The sequence below is a fragment of the Mesorhizobium sp. M7A.F.Ca.MR.245.00.0.0 genome, assembly GCF_003997415.1.
In the GTDB taxonomy this organism is placed as follows: domain Bacteria; phylum Pseudomonadota; class Alphaproteobacteria; order Rhizobiales; family Rhizobiaceae; genus Mesorhizobium.
Genome location: NZ_RZTE01000042.1, coordinates 36368 through 51774, shown reverse-complemented (window position 1 = coordinate 51774; position 15407 = coordinate 36368). Strand labels below are relative to the sequence as shown.

The window sequence follows — 15407 nt, the reverse complement described above, 5'->3', positions numbered from 1 at the left end:
GGCTGGCGCGGCCGGCCGAGCGCATCACGCTGCTCGACATCGTGCTGGCCGTCGAGGGCCGCGAGCCGGCCTTCCGTTGCGGCGAGATCCGCCAGCGCGGTCCGGTGAAGCTCGATGCTTCAGCCTATGTCAAACCCTGCGGCATCAACGCGGCGATGCTGAAGGCCGAGCGCGCCTATCGCGCCGCGCTCGCCGAGACCAAGCTGTCCGATATCGTGGCCACCTATGCGGCAGAAGGCGATCCCAGGTCGCTTGCCGCGAGCTGCGCCTTCGTCGAGCGCCACCAGCGGCCGCAGAAATCCAGTTAACCCCCGCCGACCCAAACCCAGGCAGATTTGAAAGGACAAGAAGATGAAACAGAGGCTGCAATTTTTCGCCAAGGCGCCGGAGATCATGAAGGCCGTGTCGGCGCTCAACAAGGCGGTGGACGAATGCGGGCTCGAGGTGAGCCTGCTGCACCTGATCAAGCTCAGAGCGTCGCAGATCAATGGCTGCTCGTACTGCGTCGAGATGCATAGCCGCGAGGCGAGGCGCGACGGCGAGACCGAGCAGCGGCTCTACCTGGTTTCAGCCTGGAAGGAATCGCCGCTGTTTTCCCTGCGCGAACGCGCCGCCTTGGCCTGGACCGAGGCCGTCACCCTGATCGCCAACAATGGCGTGCCGGACGAGCTCTATGCAAAGACGCTCGAGCATTTCTCGGAAGAGGAATTGGTCAAGCTGTCCGTTGCGCTCGGCATGATCAACACCTGGAACCGGCTGTGCATTCCGTTCCAGGCCATTCACCCGATGCCGGCGGCCAAGGCCGCCTGATTGTATTTTGGGAGCGCCGTCGAAAGGCGGCGCTCCACTTTCCAAGGGAGCGTTTGATGCCTGCCGATTTGCCTTCAACCTTGTTGTTTCTCGCTCGCCTGTTGCTCGGCGGCGCCTTCGTCTTCGCCGGCCTGCCCAACATCCAGAACGCGGCCTTCCTGACCCAGATGATGGCTGCGCGCGGCGTGCCGCAGGCAAGATTGGCGCTGTGGCTCGGCATCGTGCTTCAGATCGCCGCCGGCGTGCTGGTCATCGCAGGATTGTGGACGGCACTCGCGGCCGCGGTGCTGCTTGTGTTCCTGATCGTTGCCACGCCGATGTTCCACAATTTTTGGGACCATCAGGGCCCGGATCGTGCGTCCCGCATCAATGGCTTCGTCGGCAATGTCGCCCTGAGCGGTGGCTTTCTGACCCTGATCGCGCAATCCGTTTGACGCACAGTTGCATGCCGACTGCGGCCTATGGTGCCGACGGCTCGATCATAAAATCGGAACCAATCGAGGCGTTGACGCATTTCACACCTGCATGCCCAGCATCCAGGATGGAATATGAAAATCGCCCATGTCGCGCCGCTTTATGAATCGGTGCCGCCAAGGCTCTATGGCGGCACCGAGCGCATCGTCTCGTATCTAACCGAAGCGCTGGTCGATCTGGGCCATGAGGTGACGCTGTTCGCCAGTGGCGACAGCCAGACTTCCGCGACGCTGGTAGCCAGCCGGGAACGCGCGCTGCGCCTCGATCCGCGTCCGCTCAAATCCGAGATCGCTGCGCATCTTTCGATGCTTGCTCAGGTGAGGGACCGGGCGTCGGAGTTCGATGTCATCCACTTCCACCTCAGCCATTTCCTGCACTTTTCCTTCTTCGAGGATCTCGCCGACCGCACGGTGACGACGCCGCATGGCAGGCTGGATTATGTGGACCTGGCGCCGGCCTATGAACGGTTTCCGCGTTTTCCCCTGATTTCCATTTCGCACAGCCAGAAGGCGGGCCTTGCCAAGGCCAATTGGCTGGCGACGATCCATCACGGGCTGCCGACCACTCTCTACGAACCGACTTTCGAGACGACGGCGGAAGAACCCTACCTTGCCTTCCTCGGCCGGTTCTCACGCGACAAGCGCCCGGATCGCGCTATCGAGATCGCCTCGCATTCGGGGCTCAAGCTGAAGCTCGCGGCAAAGATCGGCGACGACGACCGCGCCTATTTCCACGAGGTGGTCGAACCGTTGATCGACGGTGATCGCATCGTCTATGTCGGCGAGATCGAGGAGGACCAGAAGGCGGAATTTCTCGGCAAGGCGGCCGGCCTGCTGTTTCCGATCGACTGGCCGGAGCCGTTCGGGCTCGCCGCCATCGAGGCCATGGCCTGCGGTACGCCGGTGATCGCCTGGAATTGCGGTGCGCTGCCCGAGATCATCGATCAAGGCGTGACCGGTTTCATCGCTGACACGCTGGATGGAGCGGTCGCCGCGGTGCCTGCTTTGCTGCAGCTCGACAGGCGCAAGGTGAGGGCCGTTTTTGAAAAGCGTTTTTCCGCTCGAAGAATGGCCGGCGACTATCTGGCCGCCTATGCACGCCTGATCGGCGTGCCGACCGAGGCGAAGGCGTCTTGAGCAACGACGTGCTCGAGCCACGACAACGAAACAACAGGGATCTTTGACGAATGGCCCAACTCGATGAGCGCCAGCTCGATCCCGCGGTTGCGCTTGCATCGCTCGACGCCACCGCCCCTCGCGAGCCGCATCGGTTGTTTGCGCTCAAGCAGGGCGATTGCTTCGCGGTTGCCGACGCCTATGGCGACATACGCGGAGCCGGCGACGGTTTCTTTCGCGACGACACACGGGTTCTTTCCGAGTTCCGGCTGACCGTCGGCGGCAGGCAGACATCGCTGCTCGGCGCCTCGCTCAGCCAGGACAATGTGCTGTTCACCACCAATTTGACCAATCTGCCGATACAGAGCGCCGGCGGACGCGACATCCCGCAGGGAGCCATCCACATCGAACGCGTCAGGCTGCTCTGGCAGGACAGGCTGTTCGAACGCATCACCCTTTCCAATTACAGCCGGGAACATTCGACGATCAGCGTCTCCCTGCACTATTCCGCCGATTTCCGCGACATGTTCGAAGTGCGGGGGTCGACACGGCTGAAGCGTGGGCTGGCCCATGCCGCCGAGACAGACGCGACGTCGGTCCTGCTGCGCTATGACGGGCTCGACGGCCTGGCCCGCCTCTCTGCGATATCGTTCTCGCAGGCGCCGGACCAACTGACAGCCAACCGTGCCGATTTCCTGATCGCCGTGACCAAGCGCAGCAGGAAGGTGCTTTATGTCGAGGTCGGTCCCGAGGTGGCCGACAAGCCCGACCGCGACCGGTTCCGCGCCGCTGCCGCCCGCGCCCGCTTTGGCATGCGGGCCAAACGTCGTCATGGCGCGACGGTGCGCAGCTCCGGCCGCGTCTTCAACGATTGGGTCGAGCGCGCCCGCGCCGATGTCGCGCTGCTGACCACCGAACTGGCGACCGGTCCCTATCCCTATGCCGGCATCCCCTGGTTCTCGACGGCGTTCGGTCGTGACGGCGTCATCTCGGCGCTGCAGATGCTGTGGCTCAATCCCGGGCTGGCGCGGGGCGTGTTGGCCTTTCTGGCCCAGCATCAGGCGACCGAGACATCGCCGTTCAGCGATTCGCAGCCGGGCAAGATCATGCACGAGACCCGCAAAGGCGAAATGGTGGCGCTGCGGGAGCTTCCCTTCGGCCGCTACTACGGTGGCGTCGATACGACACCGCTCTACATCTATCTTGCTTGCGCCTACGCCGATCGTACCGGTGACATGGCATTCATCGACGGCCTGTGGCCTTCGCTGTGCGCGGCGGCCGAATGGACGGAGGAGGCGGGCCGGGAGACCGGATTCGTGACTTATCAGCGAGCGGCCGAGTCCGGTCTCGCAAACCAGGGATGGAAGGACAGTTTCGATTCGGTCTTCCATGCCGATGGCCGCATTCCCAAGGGCCCGATAGCCCTGGTCGAAGTGCAGGGCTATGTCTTTGCCGCCTTCCGCGGGCTGGCCAAGCTTGCCCGCCGCCGTGGCGAGGACGACAAAGCCGATCACTGGGAGGACCGCGCCGAGGCGATGCGGGTGGCGGTGGAACGCGATTTCTGGCTTGACGATCTCGGCTTCTATGCCCTCGCGATCGACGGTGCCGGCGAGCCCTGCAAGGTGCGGACCTCGAATGCCGGGCATCTGCTCTTTGTCGGATTGCCTGAGCCGGCGCGGGCCCAGATGGTCGCCGACCAGCTGCTTTCCGCCTCCTTCCATTCCGGCTGGGGGCTGAGGACGCTTGCCGACGATGCGGTGTTCTTTAACCCGATGTCGTACCACAATGGCTCGATCTGGCCGCACGACACCGCCATATGCGGTGCCGGCCTGGCGCATTATGGCGAGCGTGAAAGCGTGGTTCGCCTGATGAGCGGCACATTCGAATCCGCGGTCCATTTCAACATGCGGCTGCCCGAACTGTTCTGCGGGTTTACACGCGCGCCGGGCGAAGCACCCATCGCCTATCCCGTCGCTTGCCTGCCGCAAGCGTGGTCGGCGGGATCCGCCTTCATGCTGATGCAGGCCTGCCTTGGCCTGGAGATCGACGGCTGGGATGGCGAAATCCGCGTCACCCGCCCGAGACTGCCGATCGGCATCGACACGCTGACACTGCGGCACCTGGGCGTCGGCGACCGGGTCGTCGATCTCACCTTCCAGCGCGTCGGTGACCGGGTCGTCGCTTTCCTTGCCGACCGCCATGAAGGGCTGGTGCCGCTCATCGTAAGGACATGATCCGAACAAAATTGCCGGAACCGATCCGAGCTTTGTGCGTTGCAAAAATACAGGTCCGAACGCTGACCACGTGGTCGGCGGACCATTTCAAACGGGAACACGAACAAACGGTCGCCGACGGCCGGGGTGAGTTGACATTCTATGACAAACTACGGTGCGGACCTGCTCTGGGTTCTGATCTTCGCGAGCCTCGGTTTTTCCGCTTTTGCCGTTTTCCTCTCCATATCGCGGCACCGTCGCCGTCATCCACCCGCGGTCGCACATACGGCAGGCGAAGATGTGGCCGCGGAAGCCGCGCGCAAGGTGATACGGGAGTTCGAAAAGAATGGCCAATCGGCCGATGCCGCGCTGGTGACCTGGTCGCCCGAAACATTGCGCAAGATCCTGGCCGACGATCTGCCCGATGCGCAGGTCATCGTTGTGTCCAATCGCGAACCGTACATCCACAATGTGAAGGGCGACGGCGTCGAGTTGCTCGTCCCGGCCAGCGGACTGGTGTCGGCGCTCGAGCCCATTACCCGCGCCTGTGCCGGCACCTGGATCGCCTATGGCGGCGGAACGGCGGACCGCCTCACCGTCAACGACCACGATCGTGTGCAGGTGCCGCCTGGCAACCCGTCCTACACGTTGCGCCGGGTCTGGCTGACGGAGGAAGAGCATCAGGGCTATTATCTCGGTTTCGCCAATGAGGGCCTTTGGCCACTTTGCCATATCGCCTTCACCCGGCCGATTTTTCGCGCCTCCGACTGGGCTGCCTATGAAGCCGTCAACCGGAAGTTTGCCGATACGGTGGTTGCCGAGGCCCGCAACGAGCGGCCGATCGTGCTGGTCCAGGACTACCATTTCGCGCTGCTGCCGCGCATGATCCGCGAGCGCCTGCCGGAGGCGATCGTCATCACTTTCTGGCACATCCCGTGGCCGAATTCGGAAGTGTACAGCATCTGTCCCTGGCGTGAACGCATCCTCGAAGGGCTGCTCGGCAGTTCGATCATCGGCTTCCACACCCAGTTCCACGCCAACAATTTCACCGAAAGCGTAGATCGCTTCCTGGAAAGCCGCATCGAGCGGGCCGATGCGGCCATCTCCTACGGCGGACGAACCACATTGGTGCACGCCTATCCCATCTCGATAGAATGGCCGGCGGACCTGCTGGCGAAACTTCCCGATGTCGATGATTGCCGCGCTCGCATGCGCGAGAGGTTCGGCCTTAAAGCGGATGTGAAGCTGGCCGTCGGGGTCGAGCGCCTCGATTACACCAAGGGCATTCTTGATCGGTTCCACGCTTTGAACGAATTGTTCAAGCGACAGCCTGAATGGATCGGAAAACTTGTCTTCCTGCAGGTCGCGGCACCCAGCCGCGGCACGCTGCCGGCCTACAAGCTGCTCCATGACGAGTGCCACCGTTATGCCGAAGAGCTTAACCGGCGTTATGGCAGCGAGGGTTACAGGCCGGTGATCATGGTGGCCGAACATCATTCGCAGGAACAGGTGTACGAGATCTATCGCGCCGCCGACATATGCATGGTCACCAGCCTGCATGACGGCATGAACCTCGTCGCAAAGGAATTCGTCGCCGCGCGCGACGACGAGCAGGGTGTTTTGATGCTGAGCACATTCGCCGGCGCCTCGCGCGAATTGCTGGAGGCGCTGATCGTCAACCCTTACGATGCCGCCATGATGAGCGGAGCGCTGTTGCAGGCATTGACCATGGCGCCCGAAGAACAGCGCGAGCGCATGCGACCCATGCGCGAGACGATCCGCAACAACAACGTCTATCGCTGGGCCGGCAGCATGCTTCTGGATGCGGCGCGTTTGCGCAAGCGCGGAGACCTCGATCGGGTAACCGGTGCCGCCGGCGACCCGCCGCCCAGCGTCGACAATGTCGTCTCCATCTTTGAGCGCAGACGGATGGCGATGTCATGAGCGATACGCTGCAGAAGATGATTGGCGAGACCCTGCAAAAGCCGCAGGCCGTCATGGAGAAACCGCAGCCTGTGCTGACCGGCGAGTGGGCATTGTTCCTCGACATCGACGGCACGTTGCTGGAACATGCCGAGCACCCGGACGCAGTCTCGGTCAGCGACGAGCTTCGCTCCTTGCTGCAAGGCCTGGACCGCAAGCTGAACGGGGCGTTGGCGTTCATCACGGGCCGGTCCGTTTCGGCTGTCGATCATCTGTTTCAGCCTTTGAAACTGCGCGCCGCCGGGCTCTATGGCCTGGAACATCGGCTCCTGCCGGACGACGACGTCGAAATTGCGGACGAGCCGGCAGATATCGCAGCCCTTGCCGACGAGATCGAGGCCGAGCTCGGTCGTGGGGCGTATATCGAGCGCAAGGGACGGGTGCTGGCCATCCACACGCGCGCCGCCCCGCATCTGCTTCCGCGCGCGACGCAGCTTGTCGAGCAGGCGCTGGCCGGCCTGCCAAAGGGCTACCGAGTGGTTGCCGGCAACGCCGGCGTGGAATTGCTGCCGCTGGAGGCGGCCAAGGGTGCCGCGATCCGGCGTTTCATGGAGATTGCGCCATTCGCAGGTCGCCGCCCGGTCTTCCTGGGCGACGACACGTCGGACGAAAACGGCTTCGAAACGATCAATGATGCCGGCGGCATATCGATACGGGTCAAACCACCGGCGCAAACCACCGCGCAGTACGGGCTGGCCGGCGTTGCCGAGACGCTGGCCTGGCTGAGAGGTCAACTCTAGGTGCAGCCGACGCAACCGTGATCGCGCCTCCTGGAAAGGACAAGGAAAGGAACGGTTTCGATGGGACGCTTTGCACAATTGGTTCGAGAGATCACCCCGAACTGGCTTCACGCTCGCTCCTCCCGCCATGAGATCGCCGACGTTTCACCGTCCGACGCGGACTACAGCTGGCAAGAGGCGATCGACAACAAGATGTATGGGGCGGATACATCTGACTATTCCCATGTGCCGGAAAAGCCTGTTTGGGCAAAACCGGCAGGCGACAGGCCCGCGGACGAGAACGACCGCGTTCCAAAGAAGGCCAATTAAGGTCCCGTCGGAGTCCGATAGTCGCTGTTCCTATGCCGCAAATCTCAGCCCGCCGTCGCAGGTCAGCACCTGGCCGGTCATGAAGCCGTTGGAGACGAGGAAGGCGATTGCGTCGGCCACGTCTTCGGCCCGACCGACGCGGCCGACCGGGGTCTTGCCGGCATAGTCGGCAAAGATCGTTTGCCTCTGCTCTTCGGCCAGAAAATCCCACCAGGGCGTGTCGATGACGCCCGGCGCCACGACATTGACGCGCAGCGGTTTCAGTTCCAGGGCCAGGATCGGCACCACAGTCAACAGCATGCCGTTGATGGCGGCGATACCGGCGACGCCGGGCGTCGCGAGCTGCGCCGACACCGCCGAGATGAAGGTGACCGATCCGGCCTTGTTGAGTGTCGGCAAGGCGGCCTGCAGGCAGGACAGCTGCGGGCGGACCTTTTCCTCGACGCCGCTGCCGATGTCGCTCAGGTCAAGCGTCGGGAAGGGGCCAAGGCCCTTGCCGCCGCTGGCCGCCAGCACCAGATGGTCGAAAGGTCCGAGGCTCTCGAAGAACCGGCGGACCTCATCCGGCTTCGCGGCGTCGAACGCAACCTTCCCGGCAGCGCTGCCAAGGCTTTTCCAAGCGCTCTTCAGTTTGTCCTCGTTGCGCCCGGTGATGGTCACCTTCATGCCCGGGCCAAGCAGTTTTCGCGCCGTCGCCAGGCCGATGCCGGACGAGCCGCCGATGATGACGGTGTGTTCGATTGTCTTGGTCATGAATGGTCTTCCTTCGATGTGAGGGAGGCCGTGCCGATGAGATCAAGGCTCAAGGCTCGAAGACTTTGCCTTGCCTTGGCGTCATAGGCCTGGGCATCGGCGCGGGATTCCCGCAGGCCGTCGAAATAGAGGCCGCTTTTCCCGTCGAGCGTGGGTGACGCGGCGAGATTGAGGATGGCATCGGCGCCGGGCTCGACCGAACTCCACGGCGTCACCCCGGCCTGCCGGACCATGGTGGTGTTCATGTAACTCGCCGGATGCAGCGCGTTGACGGTGACGCCGGTGCCTTTCAGCTGCTCCGCAAGGTCGACGGTGAACAGGATCTGCGCCAGCTTGCTCTGGCAATAGGCACGCACGCCGTCATAGGAGCGGGTCAGCATGACATCGCTGAAATCGATCGCCTGCTGCCCCGCAGAGGCGACATTGACGATGCGGGCCGGCGCACTCGCCTTCAGCAACGACAGAAGCTCCGATGTCAGCAGGAAACCGGCGAGGTAGTTGACCGCGAAGCGCAGTTCGTAGCCGTCGGCGCTGACCTGCCTTTTGGCACCTTGGCCCGCTGTGCCGATTCCGGCATTGTTGACGAGGATGTCTAGCCGATCCGTCCGGGCGCGCACGGCTCCGGCAAGCCGGCGTACTTCGGCCAGCGACGAGAGGTCGGCGACCAGAAGCTCCGCCCTGCCGCCGGTCGCTTCGATCCCGGTGACAACAGCCTTGCCGCGCGTCGCATCGCGGCCATGCACCAGCACACGGGCGCCCGCGGCGCCGAGCCGTTGCGCGACGACCCGGCCGATGCCATCGGTAGAGCCGGTGATGAGGATCGTCTTGTCTTTGAGTTCCATGTTCAGAGCCTCCGTTCTGTTGCTCTGAACCGAAGATGGGACAGTTGGCGCGGGCCAAACAGTTCAAACTTTATCCTGGTATCAATACTGCTATAATACCCGCATGGAGTCCCAACCCCACGCTGCCCCCACACATTCGGCTGAAGACAGCCGCCGGCGCGAACTCGGCGCCTTCCTGCGCTCGCGCCGCGAAAGGCTGACGCCCTCGGCCACCGGCATCGCCACCGGTCTCAGGCGGCGTACGCCGGGCTTGCGCCGCGAGGAGGTGGCGATGATCGCCGGTGTCGGCACCACCTGGTACACATGGCTGGAGCAGGGGCGGGAGGTCAGGCCCTCGGTCGAGGTGCTGACGGCACTTGCCGAAGCACTGCGCCTCGACGCCGCCGAAAAACAGCATCTGTTCATCCTCGCCGACCGCCAGCAGCCGGAGCGCCGTGCCGTGGCGCCGGAAAAAGTCGACGGCCCCTTGCTGCACATGCTGCAGAGCCTGGTGCTGCAGCCGGCCTATGTTGTCGGGCGGCGCTGGGATGTGCTGGCCTGGAACCCGGCTGCCGTCGCGGTGTTCGGCGACTATGGCTTGCTGGAGGGTGACGCCCGCAACATCGTCCACATGGTGTTCACGAGCCCGCACCACCGGCGCCTGCTGGTCGACTGGGAGCAACTGGCGCGCACCGTGCTGGCCTCGTTTCGGGCCGCGAGTGCGCGCTATGTCGGCGATCCGGATTTCGAGCGGCTGATCGAGTTGATGACGGGTTCGAGCCCCGAATTTCGCACCTGGTGGCCGCAGCGCGACGTCGCGCACCGGTTGTCGGGGGTGAAACATGTCCGGCACCCGAGCGCGGGCGCCATGACCTTCGAGCATATGAGCCTGTCGATCGGCGACGGCTCGGACATGAAGCTGATCGTCTACACGCCGCTCGCCGAGCAGAATTCGATCGCCAAGCTGCAGACGTTGCTGGACGCGCTGCCGGCCGAGCGGCGCAGCGCCTGAAGCGTCAGGTCTTCGGCTTAAGCCCATCAAGAAATAGTTGTTCCAGGAAGCGGGCCGCATCCTCGAAGCGGCCGTCGCCGCCGCGGTTCGGCCCGAGCACGGCCCGGACCTGGACGTCGAAATCGGCGTAGTGCTGCGTCGTCGCCCAGATCGAGAAGATCAGGTGCCACGGATCGGTCTTGGCGATCTTGCCGGCGCGCATCCAGCCCTTGATGACGGTCGCCTTCTCGTCGACCAGCGTTTTCAGTTCGCCCGCCAGCAGCGGCATGATGCGCGGCGCGCCTTGCAGGATCTCGTTGGCGAACAGCCGGCTCTCGCGCGGAAAGTCGCGTGCCATCTCCAGCTTGCGCCTGATGTAGCTGCGCAATTCGGTCAAGGGGTCGCCGATGTCATCGAGTTCACGCAGCGGCGCCAGCCAGGTGTCGAGCAGGCGCTGCATCAGCGTCTCGTGGATGTCTTCCTTGCGGCGGAAATAATAGAGCAGGTTCGGCTTCGACATGCCGGCGGCTTCGGCGATCTGGTCAATTGTCGAGCCACGAAAACCGTTGGTCGAGAAAACCTCGAGCGCCGCCTCCAGGATGAGTTCGCGCTTTTCCTGCTGGATGCGGGTGCGACGAGGGGCGTCCGTGGTCACCGTTGCCAGCCCTCGCGTTGAGGGTCATCTGGACCAATTCTCTGGACCAGTTTTTCCCTAGCCTGTGGAACGCACTTCAGGTGCCGCATTTCCGCTAGTAATCCCTTGACCGCCGACAGGGCGGTGCTAACGTTTGTCCAATCGGTCAAAAATTTGCGTAGCATGAAAACGCGGCAAAGACCAAGCGTTGGGCGCACCGAAACAGATTACAAGGGGAAGTCCTGGTCATGTCCAACCGGCTGAAAGTCACGCCGAACGATCTCAGCGCATTCTGGATGCCGTTCACGGCAAACCGGCAGTTCAAGCAGGCGCCGCGCATGATGGTGTCCGCCAAGGACATGCATTACACGACCAGCGATGGCCGCAAGGTGCTCGACGGCACCGCCGGCCTGTGGTGTGTCAATGCCGGCCACTGCCGGCCGAAGATCACCGAGGCGATCCAGCAGCAGGCCGCCGAGCTCGACTATGCGCCCGCCTTCCAGATGGGCCACCCGATCGTGTTCGAACTGGCCAACCGCTTGGTCGACCTCGCGCCCAAGGGCATGGACCATGTCTTCTTCACCAATTCCGGCTCGGAATCGGTCGAGACCGCGCTCAAGATGGCCATCGCCTATCATCGTGTGAAGGGCGAGGGCTCGCGCACCCGGCTGATCGGTCGCGAGCGCGGTTATCACGGCGTCAATTTCGGCGGCATCTCGGTCGGCGGCATCGTCACCAACCGCAAGATGTTCGGCACGCTGCTCGGCGGCGTCGACCACATGCCGCACACGCATCTGCCCGAGAAGAACGCCTTCACCAAGGGCGTGCCGGAGTATGGCGCGGAACTCGCCAACGAACTGGAGCGCATCGTCGCCCTGCACGACGCTTCGACCATCGCCGCCGTCATCGTCGAGCCGGTCGCCGGCTCCACCGGCGTCATCCTGCCGCCGAAGGGGTATCTCGAGAGGCTGCGCGAAATCTGCACCAAGCATGGCATCCTGTTGATCTTCGACGAGGTCATCACCGGTTTCGGCCGTCTCGGCACGCCGTTCGCCGCCGACTATTTCGGTGTCACGCCAGACATCATGACCACCGCCAAGGGCGTCTCCAACGGCGTCATCCCGATGGGCGCGGTGTTTGTGAAGAAGGAGATCCACGACGCCTTCATGACCGGCCCCGAGCACATGATCGAGTTCTTCCACGGCTACACCTATTCGGGCAACCCGATCGCCTGCGCGGCCGCACTCGGCACGCTTGACACCTACAAGGAAGAGGGCCTGCTGACCCGCGGCGAGGAGCTGGCGCCGTACTGGGAAGACGCGCTGCATTCGCTGAAGGGCGAGCCGAACGTCATCGATATCAGGAACATCGGCCTGATCGGTGCGATCGAGTTGGCGCCGATCGCCGGCCAGCCGACCAAGCGGGCCTTCTCGGCCTTCGTCAAGGCGTTCGAGCGCGGCGCGCTGATCCGCACCACCGGCGACATCATCGCGCTGTCGCCGCCGCTGATCATCACCAAGGGCCAGATCAACGAATTGATCGACCATGTCAGAGAAGTCTTGCGAGCGATAGATTGACGAACTGGATGCGGATATCCCTCCCCCTCGAGGGGAGGGGGACGCCGGCGCCCCGCAATCGATGAGGTTTTAGAGCATGGCCGCACCCGGCGAGAATCTGCGAATCAATTCAGACCGCTTGTGGGATTCCATCATGGAGATGGCGAAGATTGGTCCCGGCATTGCCGGCGGCAACAATCGCCAGACCGTGACCGACGAAGACGGCGAAGGGCGGCATCTGTTCAAGCGCTGGTGCGATGCGGCCGGGCTCGAAATGGGCGTCGATGAAATGGGCACGATGTTTGCCCGCCGCGAAGGCACCGATCCCAGCCTGCCGCCGGTCTATGTCGGCAGCCATCTCGATACGCAGCCGACCGGCGGCAAGTACGACGGCGTGCTCGGCGTGCTGGGCGGGCTTGAAGTGGTGCGCTCGCTCAACGATCTCGGCATCAAGACCAAACATCCGATCGTCGTCACCAACTGGACGAACGAGGAGGGCTCGCGCTTTGCGCCGGCTATGATGGCGTCCGGCGTGTTCGCCGGCGTGCTCGACCAGGCCGATGTGTACGGGCATGTCGACAAGCAGGGCAAGAAATTCGGTGAGGAGCTCGAGCGCATCGGCTGGAAAGGCAGCGAGAAGGTCGGTGACCGCAAGATCCACGCCTTCTTCGAACTGCATATCGAACAGGGTCCGATCCTCGAGGACGAGGGCATCGACATCGGCGTCGTCACCCACGGCCAGGGTCTGAAATGGCTGCAGGTGACGCTGACCGGCAAGGAGGCGCATACCGGCTCGACGCCGATGCCCAAGCGCCGCAATGCCGGGCTCGGCATGGCGCGGGTGATCGAACTGGTGCACGAGATCGCGATGGACTACCAGCCCGATGCCGTCGGCGCGGTCGGCCACATGGAGGTCTATCCCAATTCGCGCAACATCATCGCCGGACGCACCGTCTTCACCGTCGACATCCGCTCCCCGGAAAAGGAAGTGCTGGACGCTATGGACGGCCGCATCCGCGAAGGCATCGACACGATCTGCGATGCGCTCGACATCCGCTACGAGATCGAGCAGGTCGGCGCTTTCGATCCGGTCACCTTCGACGCGGGTTGCGTCAAGGCGATCCGCGATGCCGCCGAACGCCTCGGCTATTCCCACCGCAACATCGTCTCCGGCGCCGGCCATGACGCCTGCTGGATCAACCGCGTCGCGCCCACCGCCATGGTGATGTGCCCCTGCGTCGATGGCCTCAGCCACAACGAGGCCGAGGAGATCACCAAGGAATGGGCTTCGGCGGGTGCCGACGTTTTGTTCCATGCGGTGGTGGAGACGGCTGTCATCATGGAGTGAGCTTAGAATCTACCTTCCAAACGACGCTCGTAAGAAGCGCGGCAAGAACAAGGGAACAGCTAATGACCAAAGTTATCCGAAACGGCACCATCGTCACTGCTGACCGCACCTGGAAGGCCGATGTGCTGATGCAGCACGGCAAGATCGTCGCCATCGGTTCGGGCCTGCATGGCGATCATGAGTTCGATGCCTCCGGCTGCTACATCATGCCGGGCGGCATCGACCCGCACACCCATCTCGAAATGCCGTTCATGGGCACCTATTCGGCCGATGATTTCGAATCCGGCACGCGCGCGGCGCTCTCCGGCGGCACGACGATGGTGGTCGATTTCTGCCTGCCGGCGCCGCAGCAGTCGCTGCTCGAAGCCTTGCAGATGTGGGACAACAAGACCTCGAAGGCGTCGTGCGACTATTCCTTCCACATGGCGATTACCTGGTGGGGGAAGCAGGTGTTCGACGAGATGGCCACGGTCGTCGACAAGGGCATCACCTCGTTCAAGCATTTCATGGCCTACAAGGGCGCGCTGATGGTCGACGACGACGAGATGTATGCTTCGTTCCAGCGTTGCGCCGATCTCGGCGCGCTGCCGCTGGTGCATGCCGAGAATGGCGACGTCGTTGCCGCCCTGTCGCAGAAGCTGCTGGCTGGCGGCAACAACGGCCCCGAGGGCCACGCCTATTCACGGCCGCCCGAAGTGGAAGGCGAGGCGACCAACCGCGCCATCATGATCGCCGACATGGCCGGCGTGCCGCTCTATGTCGTGCATGTCTCCTGCGAGCAGAGCCACGAAGCGATCCGTCGGGCGCGCCAGAAGGGCATGCGAGTGTTCGGCGAGCCGCTGATCCAGCACCTGACGCTGGACGAGAGCGAGTATTTCGACAAGGACTGGGACCATGCGGCGCGCCGCGTGATGAGCCCGCCCTTCCGGAACAAATTGCACCAGGATTCGCTGTGGGCGGGCCTGCAGGCGGGCTCGCTGCAGGTGGTGGCGACCGATCATTGCGCTTTCACCACCAAGCAGAAGCGTAACGGCGTCGGCGATTTCACCAAGATCCCGAACGGCACCGGCGGGCTTGAAGACCGCATGCCGGTGCTGTGGACCACCGGCGTCAACACCGGCCGGCTGACGATGAACGAGTTCGTCGCGGTGACCTCGACCAACATCGCCAAGATACTCAACATGTATCCGAAGAAGGGCGCCATCGTAGAGGGCGCCGACGCCGACATCGTCGTCTGGGATCCCAAGCGCAAGAAAAAGATCACCTCGAAGAAGCAGCAGTCCGTCATCGACTACAACGTGTTCGAAGGGTTCGAGGTGACCGGTCTGCCGCGGTTCGTGTTCTCGCGTGGCGAACTGTCGATCCAGGAGGCCGAAATCAAGGCCAAGCCCGGGCATGGAGAATTCGTCGGCCGCGAGCCGAACGCGGCGGTCAACCGGGCGCTGTCGAAGTGGAAGGAAATCTCCGCCCCGCGCAAGGTGGAACGCACCGGCATCCCGGCGACCGGGGTTTGAGCTTGCGCGGCTCGAAGAACGCCAAGAAACGGATGATTGCCGACAAACACGGCGCCGCCTTTGTGGATGTGTCGCAGTGCCGATAATTGCCGAACTCGGCGCCGCCCCTCATCCGCCTGCCGGCACCTTCTCCCCGTATACTGACG

The 15407-nt window shown here is 63.5% G+C and carries 15 protein-coding genes; 12 read left to right on the top strand and 3 right to left on the bottom strand.

Annotated elements, in window-relative coordinates; translation table 11 throughout:
* The 8 genes from EOB80_RS35610 to EOB80_RS28475 all read left to right on the top strand — a co-directional run.
* On the top strand, positions 1-308 hold a 308-nt coding region (locus EOB80_RS35610; RefSeq protein ID WP_245466469.1), incomplete at its 5' end, for an Rrf2 family transcriptional regulator.
* Positions 309-351: 43 nt separating this feature from the next.
* Positions 352-810 carry a carboxymuconolactone decarboxylase family protein gene (locus EOB80_RS28505; protein WP_027035002.1) on the top strand — a complete coding sequence of 153 codons (459 nt, stop codon included), beginning with the start codon at positions 352-354 and terminating at the stop codon, positions 808-810.
* 56 nt (positions 811-866) lie between these two features.
* On the top strand, positions 867-1244 hold the full coding sequence (locus EOB80_RS28500) for a DoxX family protein (protein ID WP_127331188.1): 378 nt from the start codon (positions 867-869) through the stop codon (positions 1242-1244).
* A gap of 114 nt (positions 1245-1358) precedes the next feature.
* Positions 1359-2420, top strand: a complete 1062-nt coding sequence (locus EOB80_RS28495; RefSeq protein ID WP_127331186.1) for a glycosyltransferase family 4 protein — start codon at positions 1359-1361, stop codon at positions 2418-2420.
* Positions 2421-2470: 50 nt separating this feature from the next.
* Positions 2471-4633, top strand: coding sequence for an amylo-alpha-1,6-glucosidase (locus tag EOB80_RS28490; RefSeq protein ID WP_127331184.1), 2163 nt, complete (start codon positions 2471-2473; stop codon positions 4631-4633).
* 141 nt (positions 4634-4774) lie between these two features.
* Positions 4775-6556: a trehalose-6-phosphate synthase gene (locus EOB80_RS28485; protein WP_127331182.1), complete on the top strand. Its 1782-nt coding sequence runs from the start codon at positions 4775-4777 to the stop codon at positions 6554-6556.
* Positions 6553-7335, top strand: a complete 783-nt coding sequence (otsB, locus tag EOB80_RS28480) for a trehalose-phosphatase (RefSeq protein ID WP_127331180.1) — start codon at positions 6553-6555, stop codon at positions 7333-7335. The genes EOB80_RS28485 and otsB overlap by 4 nt, the downstream gene beginning before the upstream one ends.
* A gap of 60 nt (positions 7336-7395) precedes the next feature.
* Positions 7396-7644 (top strand): hypothetical protein, encoded by a 249-nt coding sequence (locus EOB80_RS28475; RefSeq protein WP_127331178.1) that lies wholly within the window; start codon positions 7396-7398, stop codon positions 7642-7644.
* A gap of 30 nt (positions 7645-7674) precedes the next feature.
* Here EOB80_RS28475 and EOB80_RS28470 read toward each other — a convergent pair whose 3' ends face one another.
* Together EOB80_RS28470 and EOB80_RS28465 are read right to left on the bottom strand one after the other, a co-directional pair.
* Positions 7675-8397: an SDR family oxidoreductase gene (locus EOB80_RS28470; RefSeq protein ID WP_127331176.1), complete on the bottom strand. Its 723-nt coding sequence runs from the start codon at positions 8395-8397 to the stop codon at positions 7675-7677.
* A complete protein-coding gene (locus EOB80_RS28465; protein WP_127331174.1) occupies positions 8394-9239 on the bottom strand; it encodes an SDR family NAD(P)-dependent oxidoreductase in 846 nt (281 codons plus the stop codon). The genes EOB80_RS28470 and EOB80_RS28465 overlap by 4 nt, the downstream gene beginning before the upstream one ends.
* Before the next feature lie 103 nt (positions 9240-9342).
* Between EOB80_RS28465 and EOB80_RS28460 the strand changes: the two genes are divergently transcribed.
* Complete coding sequence (locus EOB80_RS28460) at positions 9343-10230, top strand: helix-turn-helix transcriptional regulator (RefSeq protein WP_127331172.1); 888 nt, start codon at positions 9343-9345, stop codon at positions 10228-10230.
* Between the two features lie 4 nt (positions 10231-10234).
* On the opposite strand, the gene EOB80_RS28455 is transcribed toward EOB80_RS28460, so the two are convergent.
* Complete coding sequence (locus tag EOB80_RS28455) at positions 10235-10864, bottom strand: TetR family transcriptional regulator C-terminal domain-containing protein (protein WP_127331170.1); 630 nt, start codon at positions 10862-10864, stop codon at positions 10235-10237.
* A gap of 227 nt (positions 10865-11091) precedes the next feature.
* On the opposite strand from EOB80_RS28455, the gene EOB80_RS28450 reads away from it, so the two are divergent.
* From EOB80_RS28450 to hydA, 3 genes are all read left to right on the top strand, one after another.
* Positions 11092-12420, top strand: a complete 1329-nt coding sequence (locus EOB80_RS28450; RefSeq protein WP_127271138.1) for an aspartate aminotransferase family protein — start codon at positions 11092-11094, stop codon at positions 12418-12420.
* Positions 12421-12496: 76 nt separating this feature from the next.
* Entirely contained in the window at positions 12497-13747 is a 1251-nt protein-coding gene (locus EOB80_RS28445) for a Zn-dependent hydrolase (protein ID WP_127331168.1), read from the top strand.
* Positions 13748-13809: 62 nt separating this feature from the next.
* Complete coding sequence (gene hydA, locus EOB80_RS28440; RefSeq protein ID WP_127331166.1) at positions 13810-15261, top strand: dihydropyrimidinase; 1452 nt, start codon at positions 13810-13812, stop codon at positions 15259-15261.
* The last annotated feature ends 146 nt before the right edge of the window (positions 15262-15407 follow it).

Excerpts from the sequence above, each read along its gene's own strand:
- EOB80_RS28505 (WP_027035002.1), top strand. The coding sequence starts at position 352 with ATGAAACAGAGGCTGCAATTTTTCGCCAAGGCGCCGGAGATCATGAAG.
- EOB80_RS28500 (WP_127331188.1), top strand. The coding sequence starts at position 867 with ATGCCTGCCGATTTGCCTTCAACCTTGTTGTTTCTCGCTCGCCTGTTG.
- EOB80_RS28495 (WP_127331186.1), top strand. The coding sequence starts at position 1,359 with ATGAAAATCGCCCATGTCGCGCCGCTTTATGAATCGGTGCCGCCAAGG.
- EOB80_RS28490 (WP_127331184.1), top strand. The coding sequence starts at position 2,471 with ATGGCCCAACTCGATGAGCGCCAGCTCGATCCCGCGGTTGCGCTTGCA.
- EOB80_RS28485 (WP_127331182.1), top strand. The coding sequence starts at position 4,775 with ATGACAAACTACGGTGCGGACCTGCTCTGGGTTCTGATCTTCGCGAGC.
- otsB (WP_127331180.1), top strand. The coding sequence starts at position 6,553 with ATGAGCGATACGCTGCAGAAGATGATTGGCGAGACCCTGCAAAAGCCG.
- EOB80_RS28475 (WP_127331178.1), top strand. The coding sequence starts at position 7,396 with ATGGGACGCTTTGCACAATTGGTTCGAGAGATCACCCCGAACTGGCTT.
- EOB80_RS28470 (WP_127331176.1), bottom strand. The coding sequence starts at position 8,397 with ATGACCAAGACAATCGAACACACCGTCATCATCGGCGGCTCGTCCGGC.
- EOB80_RS28465 (WP_127331174.1), bottom strand. The coding sequence starts at position 9,239 with ATGGAACTCAAAGACAAGACGATCCTCATCACCGGCTCTACCGATGGC.
- EOB80_RS28460 (WP_127331172.1), top strand. The coding sequence starts at position 9,343 with ATGGAGTCCCAACCCCACGCTGCCCCCACACATTCGGCTGAAGACAGC.
- EOB80_RS28450 (WP_127271138.1), top strand. The coding sequence starts at position 11,092 with ATGTCCAACCGGCTGAAAGTCACGCCGAACGATCTCAGCGCATTCTGG.
- EOB80_RS28445 (WP_127331168.1), top strand. The coding sequence starts at position 12,497 with ATGGCCGCACCCGGCGAGAATCTGCGAATCAATTCAGACCGCTTGTGG.
- hydA (WP_127331166.1), top strand. The coding sequence starts at position 13,810 with ATGACCAAAGTTATCCGAAACGGCACCATCGTCACTGCTGACCGCACC.